The sequence below is a fragment of the Streptosporangium heterodermiicola genome (assembly GCF_051390675.1).
Lineage (GTDB): Bacteria > Actinomycetota > Actinomycetes > Streptosporangiales > Streptosporangiaceae > Streptosporangium.
This window is the reverse complement of record NZ_JBPJSR010000011.1, coordinates 238,170-254,930: the sequence shown is the minus strand read 5'-3', so window position 1 is coordinate 254,930 and position 16,761 is coordinate 238,170. Positions and strand designations below refer to the sequence as shown.

18 protein-coding genes, 1 tRNA gene and 2 pseudogenes are annotated in these 16,761 nt (G+C 68.4%); 10 read left to right on the top strand and 11 right to left on the bottom strand.

The features are described 5' to 3' along the window. Window positions 1-3: 3 nt before the first annotated feature. From ACSC1Q_RS24580 to galU, 5 genes are all read right to left on the bottom strand, one after another. Window positions 4-648 carry a GNAT family N-acetyltransferase gene (locus ACSC1Q_RS24580; protein ID WP_350969880.1) on the bottom strand — a complete coding sequence of 215 codons (645 nt, stop codon included), beginning with the start codon at window positions 646-648 and terminating at the stop codon, window positions 4-6. 55 nt (window positions 649-703) lie between these two features. After that, window positions 704-1,177, bottom strand: a complete 474-nt coding sequence (locus tag ACSC1Q_RS24575; protein WP_436761056.1) for a MogA/MoaB family molybdenum cofactor biosynthesis protein — start codon at window positions 1,175-1,177, stop codon at window positions 704-706. 96 nt (window positions 1,178-1,273) lie between these two features. Continuing rightward, complete coding sequence (moaC, locus tag ACSC1Q_RS24570) at window positions 1,274-1,768, bottom strand: cyclic pyranopterin monophosphate synthase MoaC (protein WP_436761055.1); 495 nt, start codon at window positions 1,766-1,768, stop codon at window positions 1,274-1,276. Then, entirely contained in the window at window positions 1,765-2,952 is a 1,188-nt protein-coding gene (gene glp, locus ACSC1Q_RS24565; RefSeq protein WP_436761109.1) for a molybdotransferase-like divisome protein Glp, read from the bottom strand. The genes moaC and glp overlap by 4 nt, the downstream gene beginning before the upstream one ends. A 5-nt stretch (window positions 2,953-2,957) precedes the next feature. Beyond that, entirely contained in the window at window positions 2,958-3,857 is a 900-nt protein-coding gene (galU, locus tag ACSC1Q_RS24560; RefSeq protein ID WP_436761054.1) for a UTP--glucose-1-phosphate uridylyltransferase GalU, read from the bottom strand. A gap of 24 nt (window positions 3,858-3,881) precedes the next feature. Here galU and ACSC1Q_RS24555 point away from each other — a divergent pair, with 24 nt between their 5' ends. From ACSC1Q_RS24555 to ACSC1Q_RS24545, 3 genes and pseudogenes are all read left to right on the top strand, one after another. Then, the gene (locus ACSC1Q_RS24555; RefSeq protein WP_436761053.1) at window positions 3,882-4,463 is read left to right on the top strand and encodes a 5-formyltetrahydrofolate cyclo-ligase; all 582 of its coding nucleotides are present in this window, start codon (window positions 3,882-3,884) and stop codon (window positions 4,461-4,463) included. 254 nt (window positions 4,464-4,717) lie between these two features. Beyond that, entirely contained in the window at window positions 4,718-6,223 is a 1,506-nt protein-coding gene (locus ACSC1Q_RS24550) for a potassium/proton antiporter (RefSeq protein WP_436761052.1), read from the top strand. Between the two features lie 455 nt (window positions 6,224-6,678). After that, window positions 6,679-6,819, top strand: a pseudogene (locus ACSC1Q_RS24545) (FmdB family zinc ribbon protein); the annotation flags it as partial. Between the two features lie 14 nt (window positions 6,820-6,833). Here ACSC1Q_RS24545 and ACSC1Q_RS24540 read toward each other — a convergent pair. Further along, window positions 6,834-7,043: a hypothetical protein gene (locus tag ACSC1Q_RS24540; protein ID WP_436761111.1), complete on the bottom strand. Its 210-nt coding sequence runs from the start codon at window positions 7,041-7,043 to the stop codon at window positions 6,834-6,836. A 289-nt stretch (window positions 7,044-7,332) separates the two neighbouring features. Here ACSC1Q_RS24540 and ACSC1Q_RS24535 point away from each other — a divergent pair, with 289 nt between their 5' ends. Both ACSC1Q_RS24535 and ACSC1Q_RS24530 read left to right on the top strand, forming a co-directional pair. Beyond that, complete coding sequence (locus tag ACSC1Q_RS24535; protein ID WP_436761051.1) at window positions 7,333-8,142, top strand: S-methyl-5'-thioadenosine phosphorylase; 810 nt, start codon at window positions 7,333-7,335, stop codon at window positions 8,140-8,142. 312 nt (window positions 8,143-8,454) lie between these two features. Then, window positions 8,455-9,060 carry a CpaB family protein gene (locus ACSC1Q_RS24530; protein ID WP_436761050.1) on the top strand — a complete coding sequence of 202 codons (606 nt, stop codon included), beginning with the start codon at window positions 8,455-8,457 and terminating at the stop codon, window positions 9,058-9,060. Window positions 9,061-9,142: 82 nt separating this feature from the next. Here the strand turns inward: ACSC1Q_RS24530 and ACSC1Q_RS24525 are convergent, their stop codons facing one another. Next, entirely contained in the window at window positions 9,143-10,099 is a 957-nt protein-coding gene (locus ACSC1Q_RS24525; protein WP_436761049.1) for a D-alanyl-D-alanine carboxypeptidase family protein, read from the bottom strand. A gap of 1,226 nt (window positions 10,100-11,325) precedes the next feature. Between ACSC1Q_RS24525 and ACSC1Q_RS24520 the strand changes: the two genes are divergently transcribed. Both ACSC1Q_RS24520 and ACSC1Q_RS24515 read left to right on the top strand, forming a co-directional pair. Further along, a tRNA-Arg gene (locus tag ACSC1Q_RS24520) sits at window positions 11,326-11,398 on the top strand. Between the two features lie 129 nt (window positions 11,399-11,527). Next, entirely contained in the window at window positions 11,528-12,343 is an 816-nt protein-coding gene (locus ACSC1Q_RS24515; RefSeq protein ID WP_436761108.1) for an IS5 family transposase, read from the top strand. A gap of 114 nt (window positions 12,344-12,457) precedes the next feature. On the opposite strand, the pseudogene ACSC1Q_RS24510 reads toward ACSC1Q_RS24515, so the two are convergent. The 4 genes and pseudogenes from ACSC1Q_RS24510 to ACSC1Q_RS24495 all read right to left on the bottom strand — a co-directional run. After that, window positions 12,458-12,538 (bottom strand): annotated as a pseudogene (locus ACSC1Q_RS24510) (transposase); the annotation flags it as partial. Next, a complete protein-coding gene (locus ACSC1Q_RS24505; RefSeq protein ID WP_436761110.1) occupies window positions 12,531-12,734 on the bottom strand; it encodes a hypothetical protein in 204 nt (67 codons plus the stop codon). The pseudogene ACSC1Q_RS24510 and the gene ACSC1Q_RS24505, both read right to left, overlap by 8 nt. Window positions 12,735-12,899: 165 nt before the next feature. Continuing rightward, window positions 12,900-13,307, bottom strand: coding sequence for a hypothetical protein (locus ACSC1Q_RS24500; RefSeq protein WP_436761048.1), 408 nt, complete (start codon window positions 13,305-13,307; stop codon window positions 12,900-12,902). Window positions 13,308-14,189: 882 nt separating this feature from the next. Continuing rightward, window positions 14,190-14,609 carry a hypothetical protein gene (locus tag ACSC1Q_RS24495; RefSeq protein WP_436761047.1) on the bottom strand — a complete coding sequence of 140 codons (420 nt, stop codon included), beginning with the start codon at window positions 14,607-14,609 and terminating at the stop codon, window positions 14,190-14,192. A gap of 252 nt (window positions 14,610-14,861) precedes the next feature. Between ACSC1Q_RS24495 and ACSC1Q_RS43365 the strand changes: the two genes are divergently transcribed. From ACSC1Q_RS43365 to ACSC1Q_RS24485, 3 genes are all read left to right on the top strand, one after another. Further along, complete coding sequence (locus ACSC1Q_RS43365) at window positions 14,862-15,152, top strand: DUF8825 domain-containing protein (RefSeq protein WP_495573948.1); 291 nt, start codon at window positions 14,862-14,864, stop codon at window positions 15,150-15,152. A 682-nt stretch (window positions 15,153-15,834) separates the two neighbouring features. Continuing rightward, window positions 15,835-16,140 (top strand): hypothetical protein, encoded by a 306-nt coding sequence (locus ACSC1Q_RS24490; protein ID WP_436761046.1) that lies wholly within the window; start codon window positions 15,835-15,837, stop codon window positions 16,138-16,140. 175 nt (window positions 16,141-16,315) lie between these two features. Continuing rightward, window positions 16,316-16,741: a hypothetical protein gene (locus ACSC1Q_RS24485; protein ID WP_436761045.1), complete on the top strand. Its 426-nt coding sequence runs from the start codon at window positions 16,316-16,318 to the stop codon at window positions 16,739-16,741. Window positions 16,742-16,761 lie beyond the last annotated feature (20 nt).

The following is a 16,761-nucleotide window of genomic DNA, read 5'->3' as shown; positions in this document are numbered from 1 at the left end:
TCTTCAAACCTCTTCATGCGGAGTGCCACCGTGGGCGGCCGCCTCACGGGCCCGCCGCCACCGTACGAGCAACCCCCTCGGCGCGTCTTCGACCGTGAGCGCGTAACAGATGTGGTCGCGCCAGGCACCGTCGATGTGCAGGTGCCGACGTCTGACCCCTTCTTCCCTGAATCCCAGCTTTTCAACCACTCTGCGGCTCGCATGATTCTCCGGGCGGATATTGGCCTCGACGCGGTGCAGCCCGGTGGTGAAGAAGCAGTGGTCGACGGCCATGGCTACCGCGGTGGGGGTGATCCCGCGACCGGCCAGCGCGCCGTCCACCCAGTAGCCGATCTGGGCCGACCTGGCGGAGCCCCAGACGATGGCGCCCACGGTGAGCTGCCCGGCGAAGGCACCCTCGTAGGTGACGACCCACGGCAGCGCGAGCCCTTGCCTGGCCTCCCTGCGGAGGGTCCCGGCCATGGAGATGTAGGGACCGAGACCGGTCTTGAAGAGGGGGGTCTCGGGATTGCTCGGCTCCCAGGGACGGAGCCAGTTCGCGTTGCGCAGCCGCGACTCCCGCCAGACGCGCACGTCCCGCAGCCGCAGCGGCCGAAGTCCCACCGGGCCTTCCGTAAGGGTCACCGGCCAGCCACGAAGTCGATCCACACCCTCATCATCTCCCGAAGAAGGCCCGCCGTGCCATGGAAGAGGGGGAGGCGGATCAACGGGGGTGATCTCCTCCCCTGATCTGGTCCACGGCGTGCCTGAGCACGGGAGACAGCACGCCCATGCCGTCGCGTACCCCTCCCGAGGAACCCGGCAGGTTGACGATCAACGTGCTGCCCGCCTGCCCGGCGAGCCCGCGGGAAAGGATGGAGGTGGGCACCTTGTCCCGGTTGACGTGACGGATGGCCTCGGCGATGCCGGGCACCTCCCTCTCGATCACCCGCCGGGTCATCTCCGGGGTGAGGTCCGCCGGGGTCAGACCGGTGCCGCCGGTGGTGACGATCACGTCGTACCCCTCGGCGACCCCGGCCCGCAGCGCCGCCTCGACCGGCTCGCCGTCGGGGACCACCCGCGGGCCGTCCACGTCGCACCCGGCCGCCGCCAGCAACTCGGCCAGCAGCTTCCCCGAGGTGTCCTCGTACGTCCCGGCGGCGGCCCGGTTGGACGCGGTGATCACCAGAGCTCTCATGGGATCATCCTCCCAGGGTCCTGGAAACCCGGTCTCCCGGGACCCGGCCCCCGAAGATCCGGCGTCTTCGTGGCGGGATGCCCCTCGGACCGGATGTCAGGGACGGGTCCAGATGCCCGTCTTGCCGCCGGTCTTCTCCTCGACGCGGACGTCGGTGATCACGGCCGCCGGGTCGACCGCCTTGACCATGTCGATCAGGGCGAGCGCCGCGACCGAGACCGCGGTCAGCGCCTCCATCTCGACGCCGGTACGGTCGGCGGTCTTGACCCGTGCCGTGATCTCCACCCCCTCGTCGGCCACGACCAGCTCGACCTTGACCCCGTGCAGCGCGATGGGGTGGCAGAGCGGGATCAGGTCGGGGGTCCGCTTGGCACCCATGATCCCGGCGATTCGCGCGGTGCCGATCGCGTCGCCCTTGGGGACCTCCCCCGACCGCAGCAGCGCCACGGCCTCGGCGGACAGCAGCACCCTGCCGGTGGCGGTCGCCGTACGGAGGGAGACGTCCTTGGCCGAGACGTCCACCATGCGCGCCGCGCCTGCCTCGTCGAGGTGGGTGAATCCGGCCGCCTCTCCGTGGTCGTGGTCGTTCACAGGGGGATGACCTCCACGTCCGTGCCCTCGGGAAGCTCGGTGACGTCCTCGGGCACCACGATCAGGGCGTCGGCCGCGGCCAGGGCTGCGAGCTGGTGGGAACCCTGCCTGCGCACCGGGCCGACCGTGCCGCCGGGACCGAGCACGCCACGCAGATAGGAGCGCCTGCCCTCGGGCGAGCGGAGCGGGCCGGTGGTGACCGCCCGCACGGTCGGCGTGGGCTCCTCGGGCAGACCTCGCATCTTGCGCAGCGCCGGCCGGACGAACAGGACGAACGACACGAACGACGAGACCGGATTGCCGGGCAACGCGAAGATCGGCACCTGGTCCTCGCCGACCACGCCGAAGCCCTGGGGCATGCCCGGCTGCATGGCGACCCGCTCGAACCGGACCGTCCCGAGCGGGCCGAGAGCCTCCTTGACGGGCTCGTACGCCCCCATCGAGACGCCGCCACTGGTGATCACGAGATCGGCCCGCAGCAGCTGCGCGTCGAGCTGGTCGAGGAACCCCGCGGCGTCGTCGCCGACGATCCCGGCCCGGTAGCCGTCGCCCCCCGCCTCGCGGACGCCGGCGACCAGGGCGAAGCTGTTGGACTCCCAGATCTGGCCGGGTCCCAGGGGCAGGCCCGGCTCGACCAGCTCGGCTCCGGTGGAGATCACGACCACCCGCGGGCGGGGCCGTACGAGAACCCGGCGGCGGCCGACACCCGCCAGCACGCCGAGCTGCGCGGGACCGATCGGGGTGCCCGCGGGCAGGACGACGTCGCCCGCCCGCACGTCCTCCCCCGACCCGCGGATGGCGTTGCCCTTCTGCGCCGGGCGGCCGATCACGACCTGCGCGGTGCCGCCGTCGGTCCACTCGACCGGGACGACCGCGTCGGCCCCGGCGGGCAGCGGTGCCCCGGTCATGATCCGCATGACCATGCCGGGGCCGATGGCCTGCAACCGGCCGTCTCCGGCCGCGATGTCGTCGATCACCGGGAGCGTCACCGGGGTGTCCGCGACGTCCTCGGCCCGCACGGCGTAGCCGTCCATCGCGGAGTTGTCGAAGGGCGGCATCGCGACCGGAGCGGTGACCTCCTCGGCAAGCGTGGTGCCCAGCGCCCGTTCCAGCTCCAGCTCCAGCGGGGCGAGCACCCGCACGGTGCGGAGGATGTCGGAGAGGTGGTCGTCGACCGGTTTCAGGGAGCTCATCGCGAGGCCAGGAACTCCTTGAGCCAGGGCATGAACTCGGGCGCCAGGTCGGGACGCTCGGCGGCGAACTGCACCACCGTGCGCAGGTAGTCGAGCTTGTTGCCGGTGTCGTAGCGCCGCCCCCTGAACAGCACGCCGTGCACCGGGCCGCCCTGGTCGGTGCCGCGTCCGGCGAGGGTCCGCAGGGCGTCGGTGAGCTGGATCTCGTCGCCGCGTCCCGGCGGGGTGTTCTCCAGGACCTCGAAGACGGCCGGGTCGATCACGTAGCGGCCGATGATGGCCCAGTTGGACGGGGCCTCGTCGGCGGGGGGCTTCTCCACCAGGTCGGTCACCCTGACCACGTCGTCCTCGGCGGTCGGCTCGATGGCGGCGCAGCCGTACAGGGAGACCTGCTCCTGGGGGACCTCCATCAGCGCGATGACGCTGCCGCCGTGCGTGCCGCGTACCTCGATCATGCGCTTGAGGAGCTCGTCGCGGGGGTCGATGAGGTCGTCGCCGAGCAGGCAGGCGAAGGGGTGGTCGCCCACGTGCTGCTTGGCGCACAGGACGGCGTGGCCGAGGCCGCGCGGCGTGCCCTGCCGTACGTAGTGCAGGATGGCGAGGTCGGAGGGCTCCCGCACCTGGGAGAGGCGCTCTTCGTCGCCCTTGGCCACCAGGATCTCTTCGAGCTCGTGGGCCCGGTCGAAGTGATCCTCGATGGAACGCTTGTTCTTGCCGGTGACCATGAGAACGTCGAGCAGCCCGGCGGAGACGGCCTCCTCGACGACATACTGGATCGCGGGCTTGTCGACGATGGGCAACATCTCCTTCGGGGTCGCCTTGGTCGCCGGAAGAAAACGGGTGCCCATACCCGCCGCGGGAACGACTGCTTTCGTCACAGCTTCGAAGTCGGCCATACCGAAACCTTAGTGGAGGGACCTGTGGACAAGCTGACGCTGCGTGCCACGATCGAGGCCGCACGCGCCTCGATCCCCGATGAGCAGCGGCACGCGGCCTCCGTGCAGATCAGGGAGTCCCTGCTGGACCGGCCCTGGGTCCAGATGGCCGGGCTGGTCGCGTGCTACTGGTCGGTCGGTACGGAACCGGCGACCCACGGGCTGGTCTTCGCCCTGTGGAAACACGGCGCGACCGTGATCCTGCCCGTGCTCCGCGACGACGACGATCTCGACTGGGCGGTGTACGACGGCCCCGACACCCTCGCCCCCGGCCGCTTCGGGATCATGGAACCGGTCGACACCCGGCGCGGCGTCGACGCCGTCAGGACCGCGGCCCTGGTGATCGTGCCCGCGCTCGCGGTCGACAGGACCACCGGGGTACGGCTGGGCCGGGGCGGCGGCTCCTACGACCGGGCGCTGGCCAGGGTCGGCCCGAACGTGCCGACGGTGGCGCTGCTCCACGAGGGCGAGCTGGTCGACGACGTGCCCGCCGAGCCCCACGACCTCGCGGTCCGCTACGCGGCGACCCCCGACGGGATCTTCAAGACCACTGTCGCGGAGGCCTGACCGGCCGGCGCGTTCTCGGGGCCGGATCGGCGGAGCGGTAGAGCGGTGGCGTGTTTGACCGGCCGGGCGTCGGCCGTGCATCGGCCTCGCTGAAGTGTGCCCGGAGGGCGGAACCGGGATGTGACCGGACCGCGGAACCGTCGCCGGACGCGGGGCGGAAAGCGTCAGGATCGTGACAGGGAGTGCGCGCCACCCGCGCGTGGCAGCCCTCCCGAATACGACACAATGGTCCCCGGAGTCAGAGAGGGGACCAGATGGGACTGGACGTCTGGCTGCTTCTCGGTGCCGGAATCGTCATCGCGGCCATCGTCGCAGTACGTGTCGCCCATCGGAGCGGGCTGCCCAGCCTCCTGATCTTCCTGGGCTTCGGGCTGCTCGTCGGCGAGTCCGGGTTCGGATTGCAGTTCGAGAACCCGCAGCTCGCGCAGGAGATAGGCCTGATCGCGCTGGCGATCATCCTGGCCGAGGGCGGTCTGACAACCACCTGGAGCCACGTCAAGGGAGCCATTCCCACCGCCCTGGTGCTCGCCACCGTCGGCGTGGGAGTGAGCATCGCGGCCGTCGCGATCCCGGTGCACCTGATCCTCGGCATGGACTGGCGGACCGCGTTCCTGCTCGGCGCGATCCTCGCCTCCACCGACGCCGCCGCCGTCTTCTCCGTACTGCGCCGCCTGCCGCTGCCCTCACGTCTCGCGGGCATCCTGGAGGCCGAGTCGGGTCTCAACGACGCGCCCACGGTGATCGCCGTCATGCTGCTGAGCGCCGCCACCTCGCCCAGCCTGGGCGTGGCGCTGTTCGAGGTGCTCCTCGAACTCGTGGTGGGCGCGGCCGTCGGCCTGGCGGTCGCCCCGCTCGGCGCGTACGCGCTGCGCCGCATCGCGCTGCCCGTCTCCGGCCTGTACCCCATCGCGGTGCTCGCGCTCGCGTTCGTCGCCTACGCGGGAGCCGTGCTGCTGCACGGCAGCGGCTTCCTCGCGATCTATCTCGCGGCACTGGTCATGGGCAACTCCCGGATGCCGCACCGCGCGGCCTCACGGGGTTTCGCCGAAGGTGTGGCCTGGCTGGCGCAGATCGGCCTGTTCGTCATGCTCGGCATGCTGGCCAGCCCCTCGGAGATGCCGTCCGCGATCGTGCCCGGCCTGGTGGCCGGGCTGATCCTGGTCGCGGTGGCCCGCCCTCTGTCGATCATCGTCTCCGCGCTGCTGACCCGGCTGACGCGCATCGACCGGCTGGGCTGGCGGGAGCAGGCCTTCCTGTCGTGGGCCGGGCTGCGCGGCGCGGTGCCCATCGTGCTCGCCACCATCCCCTGGGCCGCCACCTCCGTTCCCGACGGCACCGCCAAGTTCGTGTTCAACGAGGTCTTCGTGATCGTCATCGTCTACACCCTGCTGCAGGGGCCGACGCTGCCGTTCGTGGCGAAACTCCTCAAGCTGACCACGCCCGCCGAGGCCCGCGATTTGGAGGTCGAGTCGGCGCCGCTGGAGGAGCTCAACGCCGACCTGCTCCAGGTCAGGGTGCCGCCGACGTCCATGCTGCACGGCGTGGAGATCTTCGAGCTGCGGCTGCCCTCGGACGCCCAGGTGACCTTGATCGTCAGAGACGGCCGTACGTTCGTCCCCACCGACTCCACCAGGATCAGGGTCGACGACCAACTGCTGGTCGTGACCACGGCCGCCTGCCGCGACACGGTCGAACGCCGGATGCGCGCGATCAGCCGCAAGGGCAAACTCGCGGGCTGGTTCGGCGAACGCGGCACCTGACGGGGCTCCGGCGTCTGATCGGGGTCCGGCGTCTGATCAGGGGTGGTACCTGATCGGGGTCCGGTGTCTGGACCGGAGCCCGACGGCTGACCAGGGGTGGCATCTGATCGGGTTCCGGTGTCTGATCAGGAGGGCGGCGGCCGACTGAGGTCAGGCACCCGAGCGGCATCCGGCACCCGACAGGGGTGCGGCGCCCCCCCGATCCGAGAGACGGCCCGTGTCCGAACCGGCGTCCAGCCACAATCGAAGCGGAATTCAGATACGGCCGAATCGGGAGCCGGCGACACTCGATCCACCAGGCCGGGCCACGTCCGGGGCGGGGTCCGGCCCCATCTGATCGGGATCCGGCTACGGAATGCGAGGACTCCGACTCGCGTTTAAGCTTGTCGGCTGCGTACCATTAGCAGTCGCGCCATTAGAGTGCCAATCGGCGCGGATCATACGAGGAGGAGCGCGTGCCCACCTACCAGTACGCCTGCACAGCCTGTAACAACCAGTTCGAAATCGTCCAGAAGTTCTCCGACGACGCTCTCACCGAGTGCCCGAGCTGCGCGGGCGACCTGCGCAAGGTGTTCTCCGCGGTCGGCATCGTCTTCAAGGGCTCGGGCTTCTACCGGACCGACAGCCGATCCTCGTCGTCGAGCACGGTGACGTCCGCGAACGGTTCGTCGAGCTCTTCCGGCTCCCCGGACTCCTCAGGTTCGTCGTCGAAGTCCTCCGACTCGTCAGGCTCGTCGAGTTCGTCCGACTCGTCTTCGTCGAAGTCGTCGAGCTCCTCGTCCTCGTCGGACTCCAAGCCGACGAAGACCGCGAGCAGCACGGCCGCCGCGGCCTCCTGAGCCGCTTAGTCCCCCTTGCCCCCGGTTGGCCGTTCACGAGCGGCCGCCCAGGGCCGCGACCCTCATCGGCCGAAGCGGGTGGGTGACGAGGGTGGGTGACGAACCCCGCCCCCTCCGCCCACCACCGGTAACGCGGCAGCCCGTACGGCCTCCGATCGGCGTCCCGCAGGTTTCGCCGAAAGCGATCGAGCGGCCACCCTGGGACGCGGTTATCCACAGGCTGTCACCCGGGCTCCTCAGGGACCGGTCCGTGGCGCTAACCTCAGCTCCATGGTCACTCGCGCGGACATCGGAGTCATCGGCGGTTCGGGGTTTTACTCCCTGCTCGACGACGCCACAGAGGTCGAGATCACCACGCCGTACGGCCCGCCCAGCGACGTCGTCACCGTCGGCCGGATCGGGTCGCGCTCGGTCGCCTTCGTGCCCCGCCACGGACGCGACCACCGCTTCCCCCCGCACCGGATCCCCTACCGGGCGAACCTGTGGGCGCTGCGTTCCCTCGGCGTCCGCCAGGTCCTCGCCCCCAGCGCGGTCGGCTCCCTGCGCGCCGAGATCGGCCCCGGCGCCCTGGTCGTCCCCGACCAGATCGTCGATCGCACCTCGGGCCGGGTGCAGACCTACTACGACACGGGCGGCGTCGTCCACGTCGCCTTCGCCGACCCCTACTGCCCCTCGGGTCGCGCCGCGGCCGTCTCCACGGCGAGCTCCGCCGACTGGGAGGTGACCGACGGCGGCACCCTCGTGGTCATCGAGGGCCCGCGCTTCTCGTCCCGCGCCGAGTCCCGCTGGTTCAGCGGCAACGGCTGGTCGATCGTCGGCATGACCGGCTTCCCGGAGTCCGTCCTCGCCCGCGAGCTGGCCCTCTGCTACACCTCGATCTCCCTCGTCACCGACCACGACGCCGGGGTCGAGGCGGGCGAGGGGGTCACCCACGACGAGGTCCTCGCCTTCTTCGCCACCAACGTCGGCCGCATGCGCTCCCTCGTCGGCGACGTCGTCGCCGCCCTCCCCGAAGAGCGCACCTGTCCCTGCCAGAACGCCCTTGACGGCCTCAAGCTCCCCTTCGACCTCCCCGGCTGATCCCGCCGTAGTCGGCCGCCCCAGCCTCACCGCCAGGTGAGTCCCCTGAAGAACCCCGAAAAGGGCTGAATCCCACTCCGTCCTCCAAACCACCCGGATCCGTCGCGAGTCCTCCGCCCCGCCGGCCGGCGGGGCGTTCATCCACCGCGGGCACCGCACGGCCACTCGGCCGGGCGTCTCATCCACCACGGGCCCCGTGCCGTCACTCGGCCGGGTCGTCCCACCCGTCACGGGCACCTCACCGCCACTCGGCGGAGACGTCCCACTCATCACGGGCACCGCGCCGCCCGGCTCCCATCCCTGGAGTCAGTCATGCGCGCCCTGCGCCGCTTCCTCGACCGCCGTCACCGTCTCATCGCCACCGCCGTCGCCGCCCTGGCGATGGGCTGCGCCGTACTGGCGCTGCGCCCGGACACCGCCTCGGTGACCGTCCTGACCGCCGCCAGAGATCTTCCCGGAGGCGTGCTGGAGCCGGCCGACCTGACACCGGCTCCCCTGAGACCCGGCACGGTCCCCGACGGCGCCCTGAGGCCCGGCGCGCCGTACGCGGGAAAGATCCTGGCGGGTCCCGCGCGGCGCGGGGAGCCGCTGACCGACGTCCGCCTGCTCGGTCCCGGCCTGCTGGCCGCCCACGGAGAGGGAACGGTCGCCACCCCCGTACGCGTCGCCGATCCCGAGACCGCGCGCCTGCTCTCGCCGGGCGACGTGGTGGACCTGCTCGCCGCCACCTCGACATGGGACGGCGATGCCCCGGCGACCGTCGCGGCCGAGGACGTCACGGTCCTGGCCACCCCGGGCGGGGAGTCGGAACGGGGCGCGCTCATCGTGCTGGCCACCACGTCGGCCCAGGCCACCGAGCTCGCCTCCGCCCAGGCCGGCGGGCGGCTCTCCATCACGATCGGCCCTCGCACGGGATGAATCGGGAGGGCCTGGCCGCCATACCCGCTCAGGGATGGTCGGTCCCGGCGAGCGGGTACGGCGCTGGACCGGGTGAGCCCCCTTACAGCAGGGAGCCGATCTTGGGGTCGTACTCCCAGTGCCAGGGCTCGAAGGGGCTGACATAGGCCCACTTCGGGTGGATCCAGCCGAACTTCTTGCCGTTGGTCTCCAGCCAGTTGAACTCGGCCGAGCGGAAGCGTTCGACGCCCCCGCACAGGTCGACGGCGAGTCCTAAGCCGTGGTTGCTGCGGCCGGGCACCGCCGCCAGGCCGGGGCGGGTGTAGTAGACCGACTGCTGCTCGGCCAGGCTCCGATAGCTGTCGGTCACGCACATCGGCCTGCCGAACTGCCGCTTGTACGACTCGTTGAGGCTGATGAACGCGAGCGCGGCGTCCCCCCGCAGCTGGTTGCCCCGCTGCTGGAGCGGGCAGAGGTACGCCTGCGGGATGAGCCCGTTGGGAAACTCGTCCATCGAGGTCGCCCTGGTCGGGTCACACCCGGCCGCGGGACGCCCATTCTTGTTGATCTTGACGCCCAGCTTCACCAGCGCCTTGGTCAGGGACTGCACGATCTTCTGCGAGCGCACCCTGAGCGTCTCGATCTCGGCGCCCATCTGCGCCTCCGCCAGGAGGTTGCTCGCCCGGAGTTCCTGCGCCTCGCCCGCCAGGCGCTCCCGCTCCAGTTGCAGGCGGCTGCTGTCCTCAAGGATCAGGTCGCGCTCGGCGACGATCTGGGTGAGACCGGCCATCGCGCGCAGGGTGTCGGTGCCGGACTCGCCGGACAGGAAACCGGCCACGTCACCACCGGTCGGCTGCTGGTAGAGGACCCCGACGAGGTCCGACAGCGGCTGCCTTACCTGGGCGAAGGCTCTTTCGGCCCCCTGCAGCTCCCGCAGTTTGGTGGAGAGCTCCTTCTCCGAGGTACGGATCTGGGCCCGCCGCTGCTCCAGCGCCTTGGTCGCGGCCTCAAGATCCTTCGCGGCCTTCTCCGCCTCACGACGCAGTTCTGTGAGATTCACCGGCTCCGCGGCAACGACGGCCTGAACCTCCGCCGGCGCCCGCTGCGCGGCAGCGGCTCCCGGCAGGAAGGAAGTCATCGTCGCGACGACGGCGATCAGACCCGCTGATCGACGAGGTGGCACGTTCGACCCCTCCGTTTGCGAACTCGTGACCTGGGTCAGGCACGCACGCTACTACAGCTGACCAAGTGCACGGGCCAGCTCTCTACAGCCGTTATGCGCCGAACACCCCTTTTCGTGACTGGACAAGTCAGACTTCTTGCCGCCCGCGCTTCTTGCAGACCTCCCAGAGCCACGTCCCCTTCCACTCCGCCGAACACCCGTCGCGGGGCTCAGGTGGCGCGAGTGGCGGCGTCCGCTCCCCTCGGGACTCAGGTGCCACAGGGGGCGGCAACGCCACCTTCCGTGGCCCTCTGGAGCCTTGCGGATGGGTCTTTATGGGAACGACCACATCCGTCTCACCTACACCATCTGTCCCATTCGTCTCATGGGCATCGTCCAGCCGGTCGGGCCCACTCGGGTGCTCCTCCGTACGACGCACTCCCGATTTCGCCGCGACGGGCACCCATCCCCCGTACACCCGCTCCGGCCGCAACGGCGGAGGCACCAGCCTCGCCTCGAACATCCGGCTCCGTACGGGCCCGACCACGACCGGCACCACGGCCACCACATCCCCCGGCGGTTCCTCGTCCGGTGACCCGCCGGGCCCACCGACACCCAGCCGGGACGCCGAACCGGTCCAGGCTCCCCCACCCCCCTGGAATCCCCGCCGCTCCCCGCCCGCCACCCGGAGGCCCTCGCCCCCGTGAGGCGTCTCGGCTTCCCCGGCCCTCTCGGCTTCTTCCGCCTCCGCCGCTTTCTCGGCCTCTTCTGCTCTTCCGTACCAGTCGACCTCTCCAGGTCCCTCGGGTTCGGCATCGGCGTCGGCCATCCGGACGGCCGCCTCGTAGCCGGTGAGCTCGGCCACCAGTAACCCCCCGGCCAGAAGCGCGGGCGCCAGCATCGCGCCACACAGCACCACCGGCCGCAGGGCGCGATGCCCGCGAATGCGCTTCCGTCGCCTGTCGATCACGGACCGTGACACTAACCTCGCCCACCACCGCACACCCGCCCACTTGCCGCCCTTTTACTCCAGGCCAGCGAAGCGATAACCCACCGTCTGCCCCCAACTCCCCCTCAGGGCGCGCAACCACTCGCCACTTTCGCTACTCTTACTAGGAGCCCCTGCCTCCGTAGCTCAGGGGATAGAGCACCGCTCTCCTAAAGCGGGTGTCGCATGTTCGAATCATGCCGGGGGCACTCTTCCGACCAGTGAGAACGTCTGCTTACCGGCGTCCCTCAGTGGGTGTTTGAGAGGTGATCGTTGGACCGTTTTGCCAGGTGGGTATGGGTGAGACATGACACGAGACCGGTTTTTACCCCTCTGATCTGACTGATGAGCAGTGGGCGCTGATCGAGGCGCTACTGCCTGTCCCGCACTGGGACGGTCGCCCGGACAAGCATCCACGGCGTGAGGTCGTGGACGCGATCATGTATGTGGTGCGTACCGGCTGCTCCTGGCGGCACCTGCCGGCCGACTTCCCGCCCTGGCAGACCGTCTACTGGCACTTCGTGCGCTGGGAAGACCAGGGAGTGACCCAGCAGATCCTGGACGTGCTGCGCCGACGCGTCCGCAGGCAAGCCGGCCGCGATGCCGAGCCTTCAGCCGCAGTGCTGGACTCCCAAAGCGTCAAGGGCGCCGACACCGTCGGGGCCGACAGTCGCGGCTACGACGCGAACAAGAAGATCAACGGCCGCAAACGATTCGTGGTCACCGACCCCCTCGGGCTGCTGATGGCGGTGACGGTACGCTCCGCCGGAGTGCAGGGCCGCGCCGGGGCCACCACCATGCTGCTGGGGCTGTACTTAAGTGGTCGCTGCCGGGTGGTGTTCGCCGACCAGGGTTTCGCCGGCCGTCTGGTGATCTGGGCACGCCACGTGCTGGGCATCATCGTGCACCTCGTCGCCAAGCCTGCCGATCAGCGCGGCTTTCGGGTGCACCCCCGCCGGTGGGTGGTGGAGCGGGCACTGGCCTGGCTGATGGCTTACCGGCGGCTCGTTCGCGATTATGAGCGTCAGCCGCCGACCAGCGAGGCCATGATCCGCTGGGCCGTGATCAACATGCTGGTGCGACGCATCACCCGAGGTCATCCCGCCCAGCGACCCGGCCCTCGCCCCCTCAAACGAGCCCGCCGCACCAAATGATCACTACTCAAACACGCAGTCAGTGCCGTTGCCGCACGCCAGGCGCTGCCATGCGGGCTGGGGAAGCCTCTTGGCGATAACGTCGGCGCGGACCTTGCCCGTGCCGGTGATGATCGGATTGTTCGACCAGATCCGCTTCCAGATCTCTCGTGGGAACGCGGCGAAGGTCAGGAGTTCCTCCCGGTGCTCAGCAGCCGTTGCGTCTCGTCCAGGTGGCCTCACCGGCGTACTCGGCCAACGACCGGCCGCTCTCGCGCTCCACGCCAGACAGCGGTCCCTGGATGCGGGCGTGCAGACGCACTTCCCGCCGGAACCGGCCTGCGGCGCGGGCGAACGCGTCCTCCAGGCCAGCGTGCAGACGGGCAATGCTCGGGTGTTCCACTCTGGCCAACGCGGCCACCGCGTGATCTTCAGATCCATCACACCTGAATGATCACAGCGGTGGCCGTTCCTCTTTGTGGTGCCTATATGCACATGGCTACGTCCGTACAACACCGCCGACCTCGACGAGATCCCGATGTGCGGCTGGAGTAGTAGCCGGCCACAACCACTGAATCTACTCGCAGGTGCCTACCTTGACGTGATTCGAGTTCTTGTTGGCCACGCGAGTGCCATTCTTGTAAGCGCTGATCCGAGTGTAGAACTCATAGCAGGCACCTCCCTCCAAGTTCCCGGCGAACACGTCCGGAGCGCTCCATGTAGCGGAGCCGCGGTTGGTGCGACAAGCCATCGTGTAGTCCGAGTAGCCGCTCGAGTTCTTCTTTCCCATGATCACCACACAAACGTTGGTGTAGTCGCCGTTGTTCGTCATGCTGCCCGACCCCTTGATGTACCGCCCATCGACGATGGTGTAGCCAATGTCGATGACGGAACCCGCGGCTTGTGCCGGGGCGGCGACCAAGACGCCGCCGACTACAATTCCCGCCGCACCGATAACTGCCGCGATCTTCTTGAGGGGTTTCACTTGCTGCTCTCCTATGACTGAAAGGGTATTGGGGGTCGCGGTGCGCCGACGCCGTGAGCGTTCGCCGCTGGGACCAACCTGACCAGATTCAGATTGGTCCCAGCTCCTTCAGCTCTTATGGCCGGCAGTCCGCTACCGTCCGCAGTACGTTCGAATACTTGGTGGTAGTGCCCGAGGTGTGCTTCCAGGTGGCCTTCGTGCGCCAATCACGCCAATCCATCATGGTGTCCGCCCTGCAAGGAAGATCCTTGAAAGAGTACGACCTCTGAGAAGGCGTGACGATCCCTGATATCGTGACACGGGTTTGACTCACGTCACTCCAGCCGCCAAGCGCGATCTTTGTCTGGAGAACGATTTCGGCTGACTGGATCGCGCGGTTCGGGCAGCTGGTGTAGCTCGCCGACCCCTTGATGTATGCGCCATCCTTGATTGTGTACCCAATGTCCATCTTGGTACCGCTACTGCAGTTGATGGCCGCACTGGCCGGCTGGACCTGCCCTACGATCGCAATCCCGAGCGAAATGGCAAGTACGCCCAGGTGAGCAATAGTCTTCCGCACAGAAAACCCTTCCCTGATTTGCGAAACTTCGTGTAGCGCGACTGTTGCGATGCAGGTTTCCCGACATGATTCAGCCGTCGCGTTGTTCCGATTCTTTTCGGCACCCTTGCGCCGTTCCGACACACGGTAATGCGGGTGTAGAACTCTCAGCACCCCCAGCCGTCCGGATCAGATGGGCGCTGGTCTGGTGCTGAGGCGCTTCGGGCGACATTCCATGATGGGAACGGTATGGCCGGCGCCCTCAAAGAGGGCCCCGTCGCACCTCATGGAATTACGTTCCTCCGCCGATCTGAGGTATGGACGTGACTCAGGTTTCGGGGAAGCTACTCGCACGGAACGGTGATCGAGTTCGAGCGCAACTCCGTCGTCCCGCCGTCTGAATGGTAGAAGACCACAAAGGTGTCGTATCTGCTCGTGATCCTCGGGTTTTGGCAAATACGATCCTTGGGCGAAAAGGATCGGCTCGACGGTGTGGCAATGCCCTTGATCTCGACCTCTGTGGCAAACAGCCGGCCACCGTTCCTGCGTATCCAGATCTCGGCCCGGGATATCGGCCGATCCGGGCAGCTTGTGTAGCTGGCCGAACCTTTGATGTATCCGCCGGAAAGGATGGTGTACCCGATGTCCGTCTGGGTGCCGTTGGCGCAACCGGCGGCTGCCTGTGCCGGCGTCGACGGTGCTAGAAAGAGCGCCGTTGTCAGGCCGCCGATGGCAGCTGCCGACTTGATCCGCGTCAGTTTCATATGATCCCTACTTTTGGTGGCCGGAAGAGTCCTTTTGGTGGCCGGAAGAGTCAAGGCAGGCGACATCGCCGGAGAACCCGCCGGTCCCGCCACAAACCCACGCGCGGTAGTCGCCGTCCCCCGCCTTGATGGTGCAGGGCCCCGGTGCCGCGTGAACCGGCGCGGCAACCATCATCGTTGAAATAACACTCGCCGCCGCTACCGCAATCGCGGATACGGCTGTTCGCATTCGAACTATAAATCCCCCGGTCGTTGCGGCGCTTCGGCGGCGGCTTTCGAAATGTTGATGGTCCGGACTTCAAACAGGATTATGGACGACACTTGATTCACTTGGTTGACTTCGCACGCACACTTCTTTGCCCGGCAGCGCCAAACAGACGCGCCGCGGTCGGCGCGGGAGGTCATGGAGGGGGCCAGACCGGCGAGCAGGCGACCGAGCCGGCCGAAGTGCGCGAGACCCGGCTGACCGCGCTGGAAGCGATGACCCGGCATCCGTGGTGGGGGCAGCGGCACGACCGGCACACCGCCGAAGCGGCTCCGTGAAGGCGTCCCAGGGCTGACCAACCGCTGAGAGGCCGGTCCGGCCGCCCAAGCCACGCGCGGCGGTCACCGTCCGTGCCTTCGTCCTCCTCGAAGCCGACCAACCAGACGCGGAAGCATGCCGGGCCGGAGCAGGAACCACCCTTGGTCATGTGAAACAGCCGACCGTCGTCCTCAACGCCGTAGGCGTCAATGTGCTCGCGAAGAATGGCGACCGGAAGATGTGGGATGGGAATTTCTCTGACCTTCTTCTTCGTCCGGTGCTTGAGGCTGCGAGATTCGTGTATCTTCCCCGAGTTTGTCAATCGCTTGTTCGCCTGCGGTCGCGCTTTCTCAAGCTTTGATCGGCATTCGACACCGGAGCTTCCGGTTTCGATGCCCGGGAGGCGCCCATGAGGCTCGTAACCGGAGGCGGCGGACGCGGCCGGTTGCTCGGTGTGAGCCTTCGAGGGACCGCGGGCGAATGGACCGTTGGCAGGCCTGACATCAGCGGCCGCGAATCACGGTTTCAGCCCTGCCGACCGGCGTTCAATGGCTTGAACCGGGCCCAGATTCCGAAATTTGGCCAGATCAGGCAAGGGAGCGCGACGATCGACGTACGCTCGCCTTAGCGAATCGTGTGGGGGCGCGAGACATCATTCCGGAGGCTTGATCACGCATGCCCAATACTCCCGTTTACCAGGTGATGAATGAAGCCCTGCGCCGTCCCTCACTCGTGTCCAGGGAAATCGGGCGGCCTATCTTGGTGTTTACCGGCGACACGGAACCGGCCAACAAAGCGGGCGACACGGCGAGATACTTCTACCGGCGGGCGCCGCACGCGGAGATCAATGCGGAAGACTTCTCGGACGTCACGGCGATCGTGGAGCAGGTGGCGGGCGTTAACGGCCTCCTGGCTCGCTGGGTCAAGGGCACGCTGCTCCCGCCTCTCCGTTTCCCTCTGACCCGATTTGTCCTTTGGCGGGAAGACGGAGCACGGTTTCACCGATGACGCCTCGCTCGACGCGGCAGTGGGTGACGCCTGCGCGTCGGGCGCGAAGGTGATCTACTAGACGGGCAGGGCCGACTTTCTGAGCAGCCTCAAGCGCGCATGGGCCGCCTCGTGCGAAAGGCAGGGCGTCAGGCTGCTCGCATCGGACGACGTCACCGGTAGCGTCGCCAACGACGTGGGATCCAACCTGGACAAACACGACGTGAGCATGTCCTTCATAGCGCTGACCGACGTCCGCGACACTTCTCCCGGCCAGGGCAAGAAGACCTCGCAGCAAGGGGCGGCTGAACCGCCATCCCGCGTCTCCTCCGCGCACGTCGCGTTCGGCTATGACGCGGCCCAGGCCGTCGCGATCGCGTTCAACGCTTATCGCGTACAGAGCGGCACCGACGACATCCGCAGCGGCGTTCATTACAACCTTCGCGGCCAGGAGTTCGACGGCAAGACCGGCAGGGTGACCTTCTCCGCCCACGCCACCGACCACGACGCCCAGGGCCGCGAGGTATGGCTCATGAACGTCGAGCCGGGCGAGCCGATCCAGGCGATACGGGTCTGCCTGCCCACCGCCGAAGCGGCCGCCTGTGAACCGCCGCCCAGGTGACGCGCACCTGGGCATCGGAG